Annotated in this window: 15 protein-coding genes; 7 read left to right on the forward strand and 8 right to left on the reverse strand. The window is 67.5% G+C overall.

Annotation, left to right across the window (positions count from 1 at the left end; translation table 11 throughout):
- Window positions 1-15 precede the first annotated feature (15 nt).
- From V4U86_RS01430 to V4U86_RS01445, 4 genes are read right to left on the reverse strand one after another with little or no spacing between them, the layout of a single operon-like run.
- Complete coding sequence (locus V4U86_RS01430; protein WP_395309531.1) at window positions 16-783, reverse strand: amino acid ABC transporter ATP-binding protein; 768 nt, start codon at window positions 781-783, stop codon at window positions 16-18.
- A complete protein-coding gene (locus tag V4U86_RS01435; protein ID WP_395309532.1) occupies window positions 780-2,276 on the reverse strand; it encodes an ABC transporter permease subunit in 1,497 nt (498 codons plus the stop codon). The genes V4U86_RS01430 and V4U86_RS01435 overlap by 4 nt, the downstream gene beginning before the upstream one ends.
- Before the next feature lie 44 nt (window positions 2,277-2,320).
- Window positions 2,321-3,181: a tRNA glutamyl-Q(34) synthetase GluQRS gene (gluQRS, locus tag V4U86_RS01440; protein WP_395309533.1), complete on the reverse strand. Its 861-nt coding sequence runs from the start codon at window positions 3,179-3,181 to the stop codon at window positions 2,321-2,323.
- 6 nt (window positions 3,182-3,187) lie between these two features.
- Entirely contained in the window at window positions 3,188-3,832 is a 645-nt protein-coding gene (locus tag V4U86_RS01445; protein ID WP_395309534.1) for an MBL fold metallo-hydrolase, read from the reverse strand.
- Window positions 3,833-4,170: 338 nt separating this feature from the next.
- On the opposite strand from V4U86_RS01445, the gene V4U86_RS01450 reads away from it, so the two are divergent.
- The gene (locus V4U86_RS01450) at window positions 4,171-4,620 is read left to right on the forward strand and encodes a DinB family protein (RefSeq protein ID WP_395309535.1); all 450 of its coding nucleotides are present in this window, start codon (window positions 4,171-4,173) and stop codon (window positions 4,618-4,620) included.
- A gap of 57 nt (window positions 4,621-4,677) precedes the next feature.
- Here the strand turns inward: V4U86_RS01450 and V4U86_RS01455 are convergent, their stop codons facing one another.
- The gene (locus V4U86_RS01455; protein WP_395309536.1) at window positions 4,678-5,799 is read right to left on the reverse strand and encodes an ATP-dependent DNA ligase; all 1,122 of its coding nucleotides are present in this window, start codon (window positions 5,797-5,799) and stop codon (window positions 4,678-4,680) included.
- Window positions 5,796-6,896, reverse strand: a complete 1,101-nt coding sequence (locus V4U86_RS01460; protein ID WP_395309537.1) for a threonine aldolase family protein — start codon at window positions 6,894-6,896, stop codon at window positions 5,796-5,798. The genes V4U86_RS01455 and V4U86_RS01460 overlap by 4 nt, the downstream gene beginning before the upstream one ends.
- A 341-nt stretch (window positions 6,897-7,237) precedes the next feature.
- Here V4U86_RS01460 and V4U86_RS01465 point away from each other — a divergent pair, with 341 nt between their 5' ends.
- A complete protein-coding gene (locus V4U86_RS01465) occupies window positions 7,238-8,683 on the forward strand; it encodes an HNH endonuclease signature motif containing protein (protein WP_395309538.1) in 1,446 nt (481 codons plus the stop codon).
- A 99-nt stretch (window positions 8,684-8,782) separates the two neighbouring features.
- Here V4U86_RS01465 and V4U86_RS01470 read toward each other — a convergent pair whose 3' ends face one another.
- Window positions 8,783-9,457: an alpha/beta fold hydrolase gene (locus V4U86_RS01470; RefSeq protein ID WP_395309539.1), complete on the reverse strand. Its 675-nt coding sequence runs from the start codon at window positions 9,455-9,457 to the stop codon at window positions 8,783-8,785.
- Window positions 9,458-9,480: 23 nt separating this feature from the next.
- Window positions 9,481-10,182, reverse strand: coding sequence for a GntR family transcriptional regulator (locus V4U86_RS01475; protein WP_395309540.1), 702 nt, complete (start codon window positions 10,180-10,182; stop codon window positions 9,481-9,483).
- Between the two features lie 93 nt (window positions 10,183-10,275).
- Here V4U86_RS01475 and V4U86_RS01480 point away from each other — a divergent pair, with 93 nt between their 5' ends.
- The 5 genes from V4U86_RS01480 to V4U86_RS01500 are packed head-to-tail and all read left to right on the forward strand — an operon-like array spanning window position 10,276 to window position 14,809.
- A complete protein-coding gene (locus tag V4U86_RS01480) occupies window positions 10,276-11,055 on the forward strand; it encodes an HpcH/HpaI aldolase family protein (RefSeq protein WP_395309541.1) in 780 nt (259 codons plus the stop codon).
- Entirely contained in the window at window positions 11,052-11,849 is a 798-nt protein-coding gene (locus V4U86_RS01485) for a carbon-nitrogen hydrolase family protein (protein WP_395309542.1), read from the forward strand. Before V4U86_RS01480 ends, V4U86_RS01485 begins: the two co-directional genes overlap by 4 nt.
- Before the next feature lies 1 nt (window position 11,850).
- Window positions 11,851-12,930, forward strand: a complete 1,080-nt coding sequence (locus V4U86_RS01490; protein ID WP_395309543.1) for a C4-dicarboxylate TRAP transporter substrate-binding protein — start codon at window positions 11,851-11,853, stop codon at window positions 12,928-12,930.
- On the forward strand, window positions 12,927-13,445 hold the full coding sequence (locus tag V4U86_RS01495) for a TRAP transporter small permease subunit (protein WP_395309544.1): 519 nt from the start codon (window positions 12,927-12,929) through the stop codon (window positions 13,443-13,445). The genes V4U86_RS01490 and V4U86_RS01495 overlap by 4 nt, the downstream gene beginning before the upstream one ends.
- The gene (locus V4U86_RS01500; RefSeq protein WP_395309545.1) at window positions 13,442-14,809 is read left to right on the forward strand and encodes a TRAP transporter large permease; all 1,368 of its coding nucleotides are present in this window, start codon (window positions 13,442-13,444) and stop codon (window positions 14,807-14,809) included. The genes V4U86_RS01495 and V4U86_RS01500 overlap by 4 nt, the downstream gene beginning before the upstream one ends.
- Window positions 14,810-14,843: the final 34 nt, after the last annotated feature.

The raw sequence follows: 14,843 nt of genomic DNA on the forward strand, positions 1-14,843 counted from the left end.
CCCTGACCAGGCCCGTTAGAGCGGGTTGAGGATGCGCTGCAGGAACTGGCGGGTGCGTTCCTCTTTGGGGTCGCCGATGACCTGCTCGGGGGTGCCCTTCTCCAGGATGATGCCCTGGTCGGTGAACAGCACCTGGTTGGACACCTGACGGGCGAACTGGATCTCGTGGGTGACGATCACCATCGTCCAGCCCTGCACGGCCAGATCCTTGATCACCGAGAGCACTTCACCGACCAGCTCGGGATCCAGCGCCGAGGTCGGTTCGTCGAACAACACCAGTTTCGGCTTCAGCGCCAGCGCCCGCGCGATACCCACCCGTTGCTGCTGCCCGCCGGAGAGCTGGAACGGGTACTGGTCGCGTTTGTCGGCCAGGCCGACCTGATCGAGGAGTGCGATAGCCTCGGCGACGACCTCGTCCTTCGGCCGCTTCTGGACCATCAGCGGGCCCTCGATGACGTTCTCGAGCGCCGTCTTGTGCGGAAACAGGTTGTGTCCCTGGAACACGAAGCCGCTGCGTGACTGGAACCGGCGCACGTCGGCTTTCGGTGTCGGCGTGCCGAAGTCGATCTCCACGTCGTCCACCCGGATCACCCCGGAGTCGGCCCGGTCGAGGGCGTTCAAGGTGCGCAGCAGGGTGGTCTTGCCCGACCCGGACGGCCCGATGATGGTGGTGGCCGTCCCGGTCGGGACCTTGAAGGAGACCCCCTTCAAAACCTTGAGCTCGCCGAACGCCTTCGTGACGCCGGTGGCTTCCACCCGATGCTCGGTCTGCGCTTCACTCATCGCGCCACGTACCTTTCCAGTCGGTGTTCCACCCGGGCCTGCCCGAACGACAGCACCAGGCAGATCACCCAGTAGTAGATCGCCGCGGTGCCGTACAGGGCGAAGAACTCGAAGGTGGGTGCCGCCACGATCTGGGCCTGTCGGAGCAGTTCGGTCACCAGGATCGTGGAGGCCAGCGACGTGTCCTTCACCAGCGATATCAGCGTGTTCGACAGCGGCGGCACGGCGACGCGGGTGGCCTGCGGCAAGATGATGCGCCGCAGTGCGCCCGGGTAGTTGTAGCCGATGGTCTCGGCAGCCTCCCACTGCCCCTTGGGCACGCTCAGGATCGCCGACCGGATGATCTCCGCCGCGTACCCGCCGACATTGAGGCTGAACGCGATCACCGCCGCGGGGAACGGGTCGATCCGCACCCCGAACTCGGGCAGCGCGAAGAACACGATGAACAGCTGCACGAGCAGCGGAGTGCCGCGGATGATGGAGATGTAGAACCGGGCCACGTTGCTCAGGACCGGGTTCGAGGACAACCGGGCCAGCGCCACCGCAAGTGCGATCACCAACCCCAGGGCGAAGCTGATGATCGTCAACGGAATCGTCATCGTCAGAGCGGCCTTGGCCAGCGGCCACAGATTGTCGAGGACCAGCTGCAGCGCCGAACGTGACTGCGGCGGTTGCTGATCGGTGCCGGCCGGGCCCTGCGCGGCGCCGGTGGCGTCGGCCCTCAGATAGCGCTGTGAGATCTCGCTCAGCGTGCCGTCGGCGCGCAGCTCGGTCAGCGCACGATCGAGCTCGGGCAGGTAACCGCTGTCCTTGCGGGCGGCAAAGCCCTGCTCGCTCTTCTCGCCCACCGTTGCGGCGATCTTGATGCCCTTGTCTCCGGTTTCGGCGAGGTAGGCGTAGACCGCGATGCTGTCGTTGATGACGACGTCGACGCGCCCCTGCGTGAGCAACGTGATGGCCTGGGTGAAGCCCTCGACGGCCTCGACCTTCGCGCCGGCGTTACGGGCGACCTCCGACCAGTTACTGGTGGCGTTCTCGGCCGCGATCTTGCCCTTGACGTCCGCGAGGGAGGTGATGGAGTCGTCGTCTGCGCGGGTGACGATGACCCCCTCGCCGACGGTGTAGGGCTGGGACAGATCGTATTTGCCCTGGCGTTCGGGGTTGATGGTGACCTGGTTGGCGACGATGTCGAACCGGTTGGCCTCCAGCGCGGCAAAGATCGAGTCCCAGGGCGTCTCGACGAAATCGACCGGGACACCCAGCTTTTCGCCGACCGCTCTGGCGACGTCCACGTCGTAGCCGACGAGTTCCCCGGTTCTCGGGTCGTGGTAGCTGAACGGTGCGTACACGCCCTCGGTGCCCACCCGCAGCACGCCGGCCGACCTGATCGGGTCGTCGGTGCTGTCACCGGCGGAGCCGCAACCGACGGCGCCGGCGATCACCACGGCGACCAGGAGGATGGCGAGCAGCGCCCGCCGGAGAATTCCGAGCACGGCCGGACGGTAGCAATCGCGATCGGCCGGGCACAGGGTTTCGCTCACATGGGGCGGTATACCCACGCCTCGCGGGGAAGAGACACGGGATCGAATTCGGTCAGCATCCCGTCCAGTGTGGTGGCGCGGTAGCCCAGGGAACCCGCGATGAGGGCAAGGGTCTGCTGCACGCCGATCTCGGCCAGGGTGACCGCACCGTCGCGTTTGGCCAGGCGCTTGCCGTCCTCGTTGAGTACCAGCGGGACGTGGGCGTAGGTCACCGGGGGATAACCCAGCAGCGTGGCCAGATACGCCTGCCGCGGCGAGGATGACAGCAGATCGTCCCCACGCACCACCTGATCGATGTTCTGTGCGGCGTCGTCGACCACCACCGCCAGGTTGTAGGCGGTTACCCCGTCCCCGCGGCGCAGCACGAAATCGTCGACGACCCCGGTGAACTCGCCGTGCAGTATGTCGGTGACCGTGTAGGAGAAGGTGTCGCTGCGCAGTCGCAGTGCCGGCGGCCGGGTCGGGTCGGGCGGTGCCGGCCGGTCCCTGCAGGTGCCGGGGTAGGCGCCCTCCGGCGCGTGCGGGGCCCGCGGTGCGGCGAGAATATCCTTTCTGCTGCAATAGCATTCATACACCAGGCCGCGCGCGGCCAACTCCGCGATGACGGCGTCGTAACGGGCCGTATGCGCCGTCTGGTACTCCGGCGGCTCGTCGGAGGTGACGCCGATGGCGTTCAGGTCGGCGAGTTGGCGGGCAGCCACATCGCTGAACGTGCGGTCATCGAGGTCCTCGACCCGGATCAGGAACCGGCGTCCCGACGACCGGGCGAACAGCCATGCCAGCACCGCGGTGCGCAGGTTGCCGATGTGCAGGTCGGCCGACGGGCTGGGCGCGAACCGGCCGGAGAGGGGTGCCACGCTGCATCAGGCTACCTCCGCCAGTCTCTCGCGGGCCTGTGCGGCGCACTGCGCCCAGCGGCGGGGCCCGGGGGCCTGGACCGCCGATTCGTGCCCGAAGGCGCTGGAGATGACGAGGTCGGGTGTCAGCGCGCCGAGGATCCGCAGACTGTGCGCCAGCGGCACCGGATCGCTGATGGGCGGAATGTAGCCGGCCGTCCAGTGGCCGTCCGCACCCAGGAAGATGGTGTCCCCGGTGAACAGGTAGGTCTGCCCGTTCGCGCCCGGCACCAGGTAACTGGTGCTGCCCGGTGTGTGGCCCGGTGTCGGGATCACCTCGATGCCGCAGGAGTCGACGTGCCTGCCGGCGACCGGCACGTCGACGTGGGCGTGTCTGCCGATATCGAGCAGTTCGGCGGCCGGTGCGTGCAGGCCGGCGCCGAACTGCTCGGCGATCACGGCCAGCATCGGGCCGGCCTCGTCGCGGTGGGACAGGTACTGGTGGGACACTCCGCCGAGCCGGTGCAGATCGGCGAAGTCGGCGTCGGTCTGTGGGCTGTAGAACAACACATTCCCGTCGGGCCCACCGGTCCACAGGTAGGCGTGGGTCTTCAAGCCGGGGAAGGGGTTGTCCTGTCGGGTCTCCCACAGGTCGGAGCGGATCTGCAACATGTCTGCCTCCTGGTCGATGTGGTCCCAGCCTTAAACATCAACCATTGTTGAGGTCAACTGATTTATCGGCGCAGGCCAGCACCTGGCGCAGGACGTGTTTCCGTGAGACAGTTCTGGACAGGCGGCAGGGGATCACCCTGCATCGGGGCGAGGTTTTCGCCTCACCCATTTCTTCGCCTGGCTCAATCCTTCATGAGGCGCCGGCTCATCCCGGACGTTCTCTCATTCGCCGCAGCCTGCGTGGCGAACCTATGCCTGCAAAACCGACTGGAAAGGGTTGGAAACCGTTGATGGGCAACGTAATAAGAGATGGTTCGGAACGAGCGATGCTAGAGAACATGCTGGACCGCAACCGTGAAGCGCTCGTCGCGACCGTTCGCGGCTTGTCTGAAGCGGACAGTCGTCGACGGCTTGTCTCGTCGCTGACGACGCCGATTTCGTTGATCAAACACTGTGCCGCCGCGGAACGAATCTGGTTTCAACGATTCTGGGCCGGACTCGAGGAATCCGAGGTTGACGGCTACTCGAACCGAGACCTGGGCACCTTCGAGGTCGGCGACGATGAGCTGCTCGCCGATGTGATCACAGAATTCGAGCGCGCCGGTGAACAATCACGCTTGATCGCCTCGCGCTTCGATCTGGACGAGACGAAGGACAATCCGCGCGAAGGAACAGTGAGTATGCGATGGACGCTACTGATGCTGATCGAGGAGTTCGCCAGGCACGCAGGCCACGGCGATATTATTCGCGAACAGATCGACCGGCCGAAAGCCCCGGAGCCGGAATAACCTGGCGCAGGCGCGTCCGCCTTTGCCGGTAACGCCAGTGACTCACCCGTCGAGAGGTCACGTGTCGCCCTCATCGTGTCGGCGACGGATGCCGGGGATGATGTCGCCCAGATTGAAGCTGCGTGGTTGTTCGAGTTGGGCGAAGCCGCACGTACGGGGATCGCGGTCCGGGCGCCAGCGGTTGAACTGTGCCATGTGCCGGAAGCGGGGTCTTCCCCCGTCGCTTCGCTCGCCCCCGGGGCCGTTCTCCATGCGCTCATAGCGCACCTCCACGACCCGTTCCGGGCGCAGCGGGACGAAGGACAGGCTCTTCTGGGGATTCCACCGGGAGTTCGCGGTACGGCGCTGAGCGGGCCCCACCGGTATGTGCGCTGCCCAGTTCCACGGGTGGTCGTCGAATGTGGTTACCAGTGGCTGTAATTCGGTGAACAGTTCGCGGCGGCGCGCCATCGTGAACGAGCCGATCACGCCGACCGAGGCCAGAGTGCCGGCGTCGTCGTAGAGGCCGAGCATCAGCGAACCGATCGCATCGTCTCCGGACTTGTGCAGCCGGTAGCCGGCGAGCACACAATCGGCGGTGCGGGTGTGCTTGATCTTGAACATCACCCGTTTGTCCGGTTGGTAGCTGCCGTCCAGGGGTTTGGCGATCACCCCGTCCAGGCCGGCACCCTCGAACTCGTCGAACCACCGTTGCGCGATCACGGGATCCGTTGTGGCCGGCGTGACGTGGAACGTGGGCCCGCATCCGGTCAGCGCGTCGACCAGAGCGGCGCGCCGTTGCGCGAACGGGCGGCCGGTCAGGTCCTCGTCGCCCAGCGCCAGCAGATCGAAGGCGATGAACGCCGCCGGTGTCCGGTCGGCCAGCAGCTGGACCCGGGATGCGGCCGGGTGCAGACGCAGTTGCAGCGCCTCGAAGTCCAGGCCGTGCTCGCCGGCGATCACGATCTCCCCGTCGATCACGCAGCGCGGCGGCAGCTCGGCGCGGGCCGCGGCGACGAGTTCGGGGAAGTACCGGGTCAGTGGGCGGAGATTGCGGCTGCCCAACTCCACCTCGTCACCGTCGCGGAACAGGATGGACCGGAAGCCATCCCACTTGGGTTCGTAACTGGCGCCCGCCGGGATCTCCGCGACGGGTTTGGCCAGCATCGGCAGCACCGGCGGTGACACGGGCAGTTTCACGCCGTGCTCAGTTCCTCGCCGATGACGGCCACGAATGCGTCGACGTCCTCGGGTGTGGTGTCCCAGGCCGTCATCCAGCGCACCTCGCCGCGCGCCCGGTCCCAGTCGTAGAACCGAACCCGTTCGCGGATCCGGTCCGCGACGTCGTTGGGCAGCGTCGCGAAGATGGCGTTCGCCGGGCTGGGCTGGGTGAACGCCAGCCCGGGCAGCGCCGCGGCCTCCAGCTCGGTACGCAGCCGAGACGTCATCGCGTTGGCATGCCGGGCGCTGCGCAGCCCGAGATCGTCATCGAACAGGCTCAACAGCTGGGCCGACGCGAAGCGCATCTTGCTGGCCAGCTGCATGGTGAACTTTCGCAGGTACACCAGCCCGTCCGCCGTAGACGATCCTCCGGTCGCTGCGCTCCTGCCCGCCGAGGAGGGATCGAGCACCACCACCGCCTCCGCGCCGAGCAGGCCGTTCTTGGTGCCGCCGAGGCTGAGTACGTCGACCCCGGCGTCGGTGGTGAATTCGCGGAACGGCACGTCGAGTGCCGCGGCCGCGTTCCACAGCCGCGCCCCGTCCATGTGCACCGCCATGCCGTGCGCGTGCGCGTGGTCGGCCACAGCGCGGATCTCCTCGGGGGTGTAAAGGGTGCCGAGTTCGGTGGTCTGGGTGATGCTCACCGCCAGCGGTTGGGCGCGGTGCTCGTCACCCCAGCCGTACGCATGGCGGGCCACCAGGTCGGGGGTCAGCTTGCCGTCGGGGGTGGGCACGGTGAGCAGCTTGAGACCGGTCACCCGTTCCGGGGCGCCCGCCTCGTCGGTGTTGATGTGTGCGGTGTCCGCGGCGATGACCGCACCCCAGCGCGGCAGCATGCTGGTCAGCGCGATGACATTGGCCCCGGTGCCGTTGAACACCGGGAACGTCTGTGCGGCAGCGCCGAAGTGGCCGCGGATGACCTCACGCAACCGGGCGGTGTAGGCATCCCCGCCGTAAGCGATCTCGTGACCGCCATTGGCGGCCGCGACCGCGGCGAGTGCCTCGGGGTGCACGCCCGCGTAGTTGTCGCTCGCGAAGCCGCGCCGGCCGGGATCGTGAAGTGTGGGAACAGGCACGCCGTCGATCCTCCCAGCGCGCGCAAGTGCGGCGCATGGATCAGAGGTCGGAGGCGCCGCCGTGTACGTCGCCTCGAACCCGGGATAGCGGATCGCCGTGGCCACCTCCTCGGGGTCGCCGAAACGCTACATCGGGTTGGTGGCCTTGATCTTGTCGCGGTGTAGACGCTCGTCATCGCAATGCCCACGCTCCGTGACGGAGGCAGTCGCGACACTACCGCCGGTAGTGTCCTGGTAGCAGTGCAGGTTCCACGAGATTCGATCAAATACCTTCTGCCCCTTTGGTTTCATCAGTCACACGGGCGGCCGGATCTGTCGGTGGTCGCACGTATGTTCGAATCATGACAACGTCGGATTTGACTACTGCAGTCGCCGCCTACACCGCGAGTGTGGACGCACTGCTGGCCGCCGACGTCGACGCCTGCTCACACCGCGAACTGCTCGCCGCGTTCGCCGACCTCGAGACCGCCACCCACCGAGTCCCCATGCTGGAGTACGCGATCCTGGCCCGCCTGCAACGCGAATCCAATCCCGCCGAGTTGGGTGCGACCTCCTGGACGAAACTGCTCACCCTGCGCAACCGGATGAGCAAGGGCCGCGCCCACAAACTCCTCACCCGCGCCACCCAACTCGCACCGCGGCGAACACTGCAGGGCCAGCACATGGCACCGCAATGGGAGCACACCGCCGCCGCACTGACCCGCGGCGCTTTCGGCGAGGAGCACCTCGAGGTGATCCGCAAGTTCTTCCACGCCCTGCCCACCACCGTCGATCCGATCACCCGCACCCAAGCCGAACAGTCCCTGGTCACAGCCGCCGCCGACCTGGACCCGCACTCGTTGACCGTCCTGGCGATCCGCCTGCTGGCCCTGCTGCACCCCGACGGCGACGAACCCGCCGACGCGGCCGCCCGCAAAGCGGGTCTACACCTGGGTTCTCAACAACCCGACGGCCTGAGCTACCTATCCGGGTGGGTCACTCCGAAACTGCGGGCCATGATCGAACCCATCCTCGCCAAATTCGCTGAACGCGGCCGCCACCCCGCCCGCGAACCCGAGCCCGTAACCGCCGAACCCAACCTGTTCGACGAACCCGAACCGGAACCGGATCCCGTGCCCGATGACGTTACCGGCGAGGACAATCCATTCACGCCACCACCGTCCACCCCGCTGCTGGATTCCCAGTGGCGCACCAAGGCCCAGTACCTCCACGACGCGGTCGCAGCTGCCTTCGACCTGCTGCTGCGCTCCCAGACCCTGGGCAGGCTGAACGGATTACCCACCACCGTGGTGGTGACGACGACCCTGCAGGAACTCCAGGCCGGCGCCGGATTCGCCGTCACCGGCGGCGGCTCCCTGCTGCCGATACGAGATCTGATCTCGATGGCCGCCGCCGGGGCCTACCACTACCTCGCCGTCTTCGACGGCCACACCTCCATGGCACTGCACCTCGGACGAGCCCAGCGATGCGCCACCGGGGCACAGAAACTCGCACTGTTCGGCCGCGAACGGGGCTGCACCTGCCCGGGCTGCGACGCCGCTTTCTACGACACCGAGGCCCACCACGGCCTCGCGGACTGGAAACACAACGGGCAGACCAACATCGACGACCTGACCCTGGCTTGCAGCCCCGCCAACCAGATGATCGAAGACACCGGCTGGACCACCCGACGCCGCCCCGACGGCCGATTCGAATGGATCGATCCCACCACCGGCCAAGCCCACCTCAACAACCTGCACCACCCCGAACGCCTCCTCGGACCACGGGACGACGAACCCCCTCCCTAGAAACGCGCCGGGCCGGGGAATATTCGCGGCGGTGCTGAACCGAAGAGTGCGCGCACTGAGTGCCATCCTCTAGGTTCCGCCGCGCCGTGGCACGTCGGATCAGGAGTCCGAGGGGATCGCGGCGACCAATCGGTCGGCGAGTTCCCCGGGATGCGACAGCATCGCCATGTGCCCGCCCGGTATCACCTCGGGTTCGACGCCCAGCCGCTGCGCCACCGTCGCGCGCATGAACGGTTCCGGGAAGAAGCGGTCATCGGCGAACAGCACGAAGTGGGTGGGTAACTGCGGCAGCGCATCGCCCGGCCAGGGCGCCTCCATCGGCGTATCGGACTGCTCGCGCTCCACCACACCGGCGATGACCGCCGGGTCCACGCCGTTGTAGAACAGCGCGCCCATATCGTCGGCGTCATAGCCTCCGGCGTCGGCCGCCCGGCGTTGCGCCTCGGCGCACCCGGTGGCCTCCCACCAGTCGCCGGGGCGCTCGCCGGGGCGCGGAACCATCCCCGACACATACACCAGCGCGGCCGCGTCGACCCGGGGACAGGCCAGCGGGCCGGTGAACCCGCCGAGCGAGTGGGCGACGACGATCGGTCGTCCCGCGCCCGTGTGCTGCGCGGCCACCGCATCGGCGTAGGCGTGCAGATCGGCAGTGTCGTCCTCGCACGGGAGGTCGATTGGTATCCCGCGATGCCCGCGCAGCGCCAATTCGGCCACCACGTACTGCCAGTACGACGGATCGGAGCCTCCGCCGGGTATCAGCAGGAAGTCGGTCACGCAGGTGAGGATGCCACCTGCGCTCAGATACCGGAGGGCGTTGGCTGAATTCCGTTGCCGCCGAAGGCGTCCACCAATTCGGGAACCTCGCGCAGATGTGTCCGCAGCACGCTGACGCAGGTATCGGCATCGGCGGCGACCATCGCGGCGATCAGCTCGCGGTGTTCTTTCTCGATGGTCGTGAGGCGGCCGGGCGCCTCGACCAGGGTCCGGGTGCCCAATCGCACCTGGCGGGGTTGCAGGGCATCGTAGAGATCGGCGATGACGGCGTTGCGCTGATGGCGCACGATCGCCGCGTGGAACATCTGGTCGAGCTGGGCGAACCGGTTCCAGTCGCGGGCCTCACCGGCCCGTTCCATCTCGGCGATCAGTTCCTCGGCCGACTCGGGAGCACCCGCACCGCGGGTGCAGATGGTGCGCAGCGCGTCGGATTCGAGCAGGAACCGGGCCTGGTAGATCTCGCGCATCTCGACCGCGGTCACCACCCGGACCTGCGCTCCGCGCCGGGGGAGGAGCTCGATGTAGCGCTCGACCTGCAGCCGTTGCAGCGCCTCGCGCACCGGGGTCCGTGAGGTGTTGACCTGGGCGGCGAGTGCCACTTCGTCGATGAACTCGCCTTCGGCGAAGTCGCCTCGCAGGATCGCGTCGCGGATCCATTCGTAGGCGCGTTGGCCCGCGGAGGTCTTGGCCGGCCCCGCATCGGTGCGTGGCGTTGTCGAGGACATGCATTGCATTCAACCATTTACACGCGGTGCATTTTTGTTGTATACAACATGTCTACATGTTGTGTTTCGCACGATAGTCACGAGAGGTGCCGAATGTCATCGCCACATGAGAGCGGTCCGACGACCCCGGACCAGCACGTCGCGATCTGGCTCACCGAGCCGTCGACGGCGGCCGTCGAGATGGGTCGCCTGGCCGGCTACGACACCGTGGTGCTCGACATCGAGCACGGCTGCTTCGACCTGCGCGCCCTCGACGCGCTCATCCCGTTCATCAAGGCCAAGCAGATGCGCGTCATCGCCAAGGTGCTCGGCCCCGAGCGCGGTCCCATCCAGCAGGCGCTCGACTTCGGCGCCGACGCGGTGGCGATCCCGCACATCGACTCCGCCGAACACGCCGCCGAGATCTGCGGATTCGCGAAGTTCCCCCCGCTGGGCGATCGATCCTTCGCCGGCGGCCGGACCTCGGACTACCGCGGGTTCACCGACGACTGGGTGACCGCTCAGGACCGGAACACCCACTGCTATCCGATGATCGAGGATGCCTCGGCCTTCGACGAGATCGACGCCATCCTGGCGCTGCCGGTCGTCGACGGGATCTTCATCGGCCCCTCGGACCTGTCGCTGCGCCGGAACCGCGGCGCCTATTCGGTCACCGAGGCCGACCTCGCCGACATCCGGGCGCTGGCCCGCGCCGCCAACTCCGCGGGCAAGCCGTGGGTGCTGCCCGCCTGGAGCGCGGCCGAACAGCAGCTCGCCGTCGAGGAGCGGGCGCACACGATCGTCGCCTCCATGCAGTACGGCGCGATGCTGGCCGGTTTCACCGCGACCAGACAGAATCTCGCGCAGATCCGATCCGAGGTGGGTGCCCGATGACCCTGACTGCTGCGATCGCACAGTTCGCACCCACCGAGGACAAGGCCGCGAACCTGCAGACCATGATCGGTCTGCTGGAGCAGGCGGCCGCGCGCGGAGCGCAGCTGGTGGTGCTGCCCGAGTACGCGGTGTTCACCGTGCCTGCCATGGACGACCGCTTCGTCGACAGCGCCGAACCGCTGGACGGACCGTCGGTGACCCGGCTGGCGCAGGCCTCGGCCGATCTCGGGCTGAGTGTCATCGTCGGGGTCAACGAATCCGCCGCCGACGGCAAGATCCACAACACCCTCGTCGCGCTGCAGAACGGTGCCGTCGCCGCCGTCTACCGCAAGGTGCATCTGTATGACGCGTTCGGCTACAAGGAATCCGACCGGGTGATCGCCGCGGACCCGTCGACACCGCAGCTGCTCGAGCTCAACGGGTTCACGATCGGCATGCAGACCTGTTACGACCTGCGCTTCCCGGAGACCACACGCACTCTGGTCGACGCCGGTGCCGACGTCATCGCGCTGCCGGCCGAATGGGTTCCCGGACCGCTCAAGGAGTACCACTGGAACACGCTGCTGCGGGCGCGTGCCATCGAGAACACCGTGTATGTGCTTGCCGCCGACCAGATCTCGCCGGCCGGATCGGGCAACAGCGCCATCCTCGACCCGATGGGCATCCCGCTGGCCGCGCTCGGCGAGGCGGAAGGCATCGGCGTCGCCGTCCTGGATCAGTCGCGGCTGGCTCACGTCCGCACCATCAACCCGGCCCTGACGCTGCGGCGTTACCGGGTCGAGCCGGGGAACTGAGATGCGTCCGGGCCGGCGCATCGCCGCCGCGGCACTGGCGACGCTGACCGCAGCGGCGCTGGTGGCCTGCGCTCAGCGTGACGGCGAATATGTGTTGCACTACACCACATATTCGTCGCCTACCTCGGATCAGTCGCTGACCGTGCAGCGGTGGGCCGAGGAGGTCGAGGAGCTCACCGACGGCGGTGTGCAGGTGCGGTTCCATTACTCGCAGAGCCTGGTCGGGGCCGACGAGTCGGTGCAGGCCACGTTGGACGGGCGCGCCGATCTGGCCCAGGTGGGCTCCCTCTACGCCGCCTCCGATCTGTCCATGTACACCGTCATCGAGCTGCCGTTCGAGACCACCAACCCGCAGGTCCAGATGACGGCGATCGAACGGCTCTACGACGAGAACGACACCTACCGAGACGATTTCGACCGTCAGGGTGTGCAGCTGCTGTTCCCGTTGCCGCTCGGGATCGCGGTCGTCGGGCTGGAACAACCCGCCGCGGTGCCCGCCGATCTGGCCGGCCGCAGCATCCGTTCGGGTGGCCTGACGTCGGAGGCGCTGCTCACGGTCGGTGCGAACCCGGTCGCGATGACGGCCACCGACGTCTACGAATCGATGGAACGCGGGGTCGTCGACGGATACACGTCCCTGGCTATCGCGAACCTGCCGACCTTCGGACTCACCCGAAACACGCCGTACCTGGTGGACCCGGGCATCGGCAGCTACGCCTCCTCGATCGTGGTGATCAACTCAGAGCTGCTGTCGGGAATGCCGCAGGAGTATCAGGACGCCCTCGCGCAGGCATCGGAGAACGCCATCCCCAACGGGCTGGACGAGATGGATGCGCTCGGCGACCGCGCGTGCACCGAACTCCGCGAATCCGGCACCGAACTGTCGACGATGCCCGCCGATGCGGTCGCGGAGTGGAAAGAGCGGGCCGGCATCGCACAGCAGTGGGTCGACCGCTACACCGAGCGCGGCTATGACGCGCAAGGGGTGCTGGCCGACTACCGCCGGATCATCCGCGAGGAATCCGCTCGTTCGGACTATGCCGATCCGTTCATCGAGTGTCTGGAGGGACAGGGCCGATGAGTGCAGAAATCACGTTGCCGCGGCCGCTGACCCTGTTCATCCGGGGCCTCGGACTGCTGGCCGGGTTGTTGCTGTTGGCGATCATCCTGCTGACCGTCGCTGACGTGGTCAGCCGGAATCTGCGCGACCGCTCCATCGTCGGAACCGTCGACATCACCACGATGCTGCTGGTCGCCACCGCATACCTGGGGCTGGCATCGGCGGAGGCCGACGGACGGCACGTCTCCGTCGAACTCGTGGAAAGCCGGTTGGGGGCGCGGGCACGATCGGTGTTCTCCGTGCTGCGGGCAGCGCTGCTGGTGGGTCTGGGCGCGTTGATGACCTGGGGCCTGACCGAGGTCCTGATCAGTGCGGCCGAGCGGGGGGAGACGACCAATGACATCCTGCGGCTGCCGACCTGGCCGGCCAAGGTGATCCTGCTGATCTCGTTCGCCGCGTTTTTCGTCGTCGCCGTATGGCGTGAGGCGTTGACCCTCAAGGAAATTCGATCCGAGCAGACGGGAGTGTCGCGATGACCGCAGCCACCATCGGCGCCCTGATCGTCGTCCTCGTGCTGTTCTTCGGGCTGCTGGCGATCCGGCTGCACGTCGGACTGGCCCTCATGTTGTCGGCCCTGGCCGGTGTGCTGATCCTGCGCGGCACCGGAGCAGGCGTGAGCACGGTGGCGAACCAACCGTTCTCCACCGCCGCCGACTACTCGTTGACGATCATCCCGTTGTTCATCGTGATGGGGGTGTTCGCCGTCCGGGCCGGACTGGCCCAGGCCGCCTTCGATCTGGCCACCTCGGCGTTCCGGCGGCTGCCGGGCGGACCGGCCCTGGCCTCGCTGGCCGGGTCCGGGATGTTCGCCGCCGTCACCGGATCCAGCGTCGCCACCGTCGCGACGATGGCGCGGGTGTCGACCGATGCGATCGTGGCGGCCGGCTACAACATCCGCCTCGCCGCGGGCGTTGTCTGCGCGGGTGGCACGCTGGGCGTTCTCATTCCGCCGTCGATCGTGCTCGTCCTGTACGGCGTGGTGACCGAGGAGAGCATCGGGCAACTGCTCATCGCCGGGATCGGCCCCGGGCTGCTCACCATCGCCGCCTACGCGGTCACCATCGTGGCGTTGGTGGCGTGGCAGCGCCGCCGCGCGTCCGATCGTGCCAGCGTGCTCGTCGGTGCGGGATCCGGGCCGGCCACCGATGTCGCCGACGACGAACCCGCGGAACCGACCAGCCGGGACATCACCGGATTCCTGTATCTCGTCGTCATTTTCGCGGTGTCGGTCGGCACGATCTACCTGGGCGTGGCCACCCCCACCGAGGCCGCCTCGTTTGGCGCCTTTGCCGCGCTGATCATCCTGCTGCTGCGCAGCCGGCCCTCGGCGTGGCTGCGCAATATCGAGGAATCGCTGCGCGAGGCCGTGGGGTTGACAGCGATGACCTTCCTGCTGATGGCCGGGGCGGGGGTGTTCACCTATGTGCTGGCGCTCAGCGGCGCGAGCACTTCCCTGGTGAATGCGGTGACCGCGGCGGATCTTCCGCCGTATGTGGTGCTGGTTGCCTGCCTCGCGGTGCTGTTGCCGCTGGGCATGTTCCTCGACGGCATCTCGATGATCCTGATCGCCGCGCCGCTGCTGCACCCGATCCTCAGCGGTTACGGGTTCGACGGCATCTGGATCGGTGTGCTGATCGTCAAGGTGGCCGAGATGGCACTGGTCACCCCGCCGGTCGGCATGAATGCCTTCGTCTACTCCGGTGCGGTACGCGAGGCCGGCCTGGACCGGGTGTTCCGGGGCATCGTGCCGTTCGTGGTGGCAGACCTGGTCGTGGTGGGGCTGCTCATCGCATTCCCCGCCACCGTGACGTTCCTGCCGTCGATGTCGGGGGCGCAATAGCCGGCGCGATGAGATTGTGGGGGTGCCCGGGTCT

Origin of the sequence: Mycobacterium sp. AMU20-3851, from assembly GCF_043974665.1 — a bacterium.
In the GTDB taxonomy this organism is placed as follows: Bacteria; Actinomycetota; Actinomycetes; order Mycobacteriales; family Mycobacteriaceae; genus Mycobacterium.

What these genes read in the sequence shown, in the direction of transcription:
- V4U86_RS01485 (WP_395309542.1), top strand. Translation starts at nt 11,052, where the DNA reads ATGACCCTGACTGCTGCGATCGCACAGTTCGCACCCACCGAGGACAAG.
- V4U86_RS01430 (WP_395309531.1), bottom strand. Translation starts at nt 783, where the DNA reads ATGAGTGAAGCGCAGACCGAGCATCGGGTGGAAGCCACCGGCGTCACG.
- V4U86_RS01475 (WP_395309540.1), bottom strand. Translation starts at nt 10,182, where the DNA reads ATGTCCTCGACAACGCCACGCACCGATGCGGGGCCGGCCAAGACCTCC.
- V4U86_RS01495 (WP_395309544.1), top strand. Translation starts at nt 12,927, where the DNA reads ATGAGTGCAGAAATCACGTTGCCGCGGCCGCTGACCCTGTTCATCCGG.
- V4U86_RS01450 (WP_395309535.1), top strand. Translation starts at nt 4,171, where the DNA reads ATGCTGGACCGCAACCGTGAAGCGCTCGTCGCGACCGTTCGCGGCTTG.
- V4U86_RS01445 (WP_395309534.1), bottom strand. Translation starts at nt 3,832, where the DNA reads ATGTTGCAGATCCGCTCCGACCTGTGGGAGACCCGACAGGACAACCCC.
- V4U86_RS01500 (WP_395309545.1), top strand. Translation starts at nt 13,442, where the DNA reads ATGACCGCAGCCACCATCGGCGCCCTGATCGTCGTCCTCGTGCTGTTC.
- V4U86_RS01480 (WP_395309541.1), top strand. Translation starts at nt 10,276, where the DNA reads ATGTCATCGCCACATGAGAGCGGTCCGACGACCCCGGACCAGCACGTC.
- V4U86_RS01490 (WP_395309543.1), top strand. Translation starts at nt 11,851, where the DNA reads ATGCGTCCGGGCCGGCGCATCGCCGCCGCGGCACTGGCGACGCTGACC.
- V4U86_RS01465 (WP_395309538.1), top strand. Translation starts at nt 7,238, where the DNA reads ATGACAACGTCGGATTTGACTACTGCAGTCGCCGCCTACACCGCGAGT.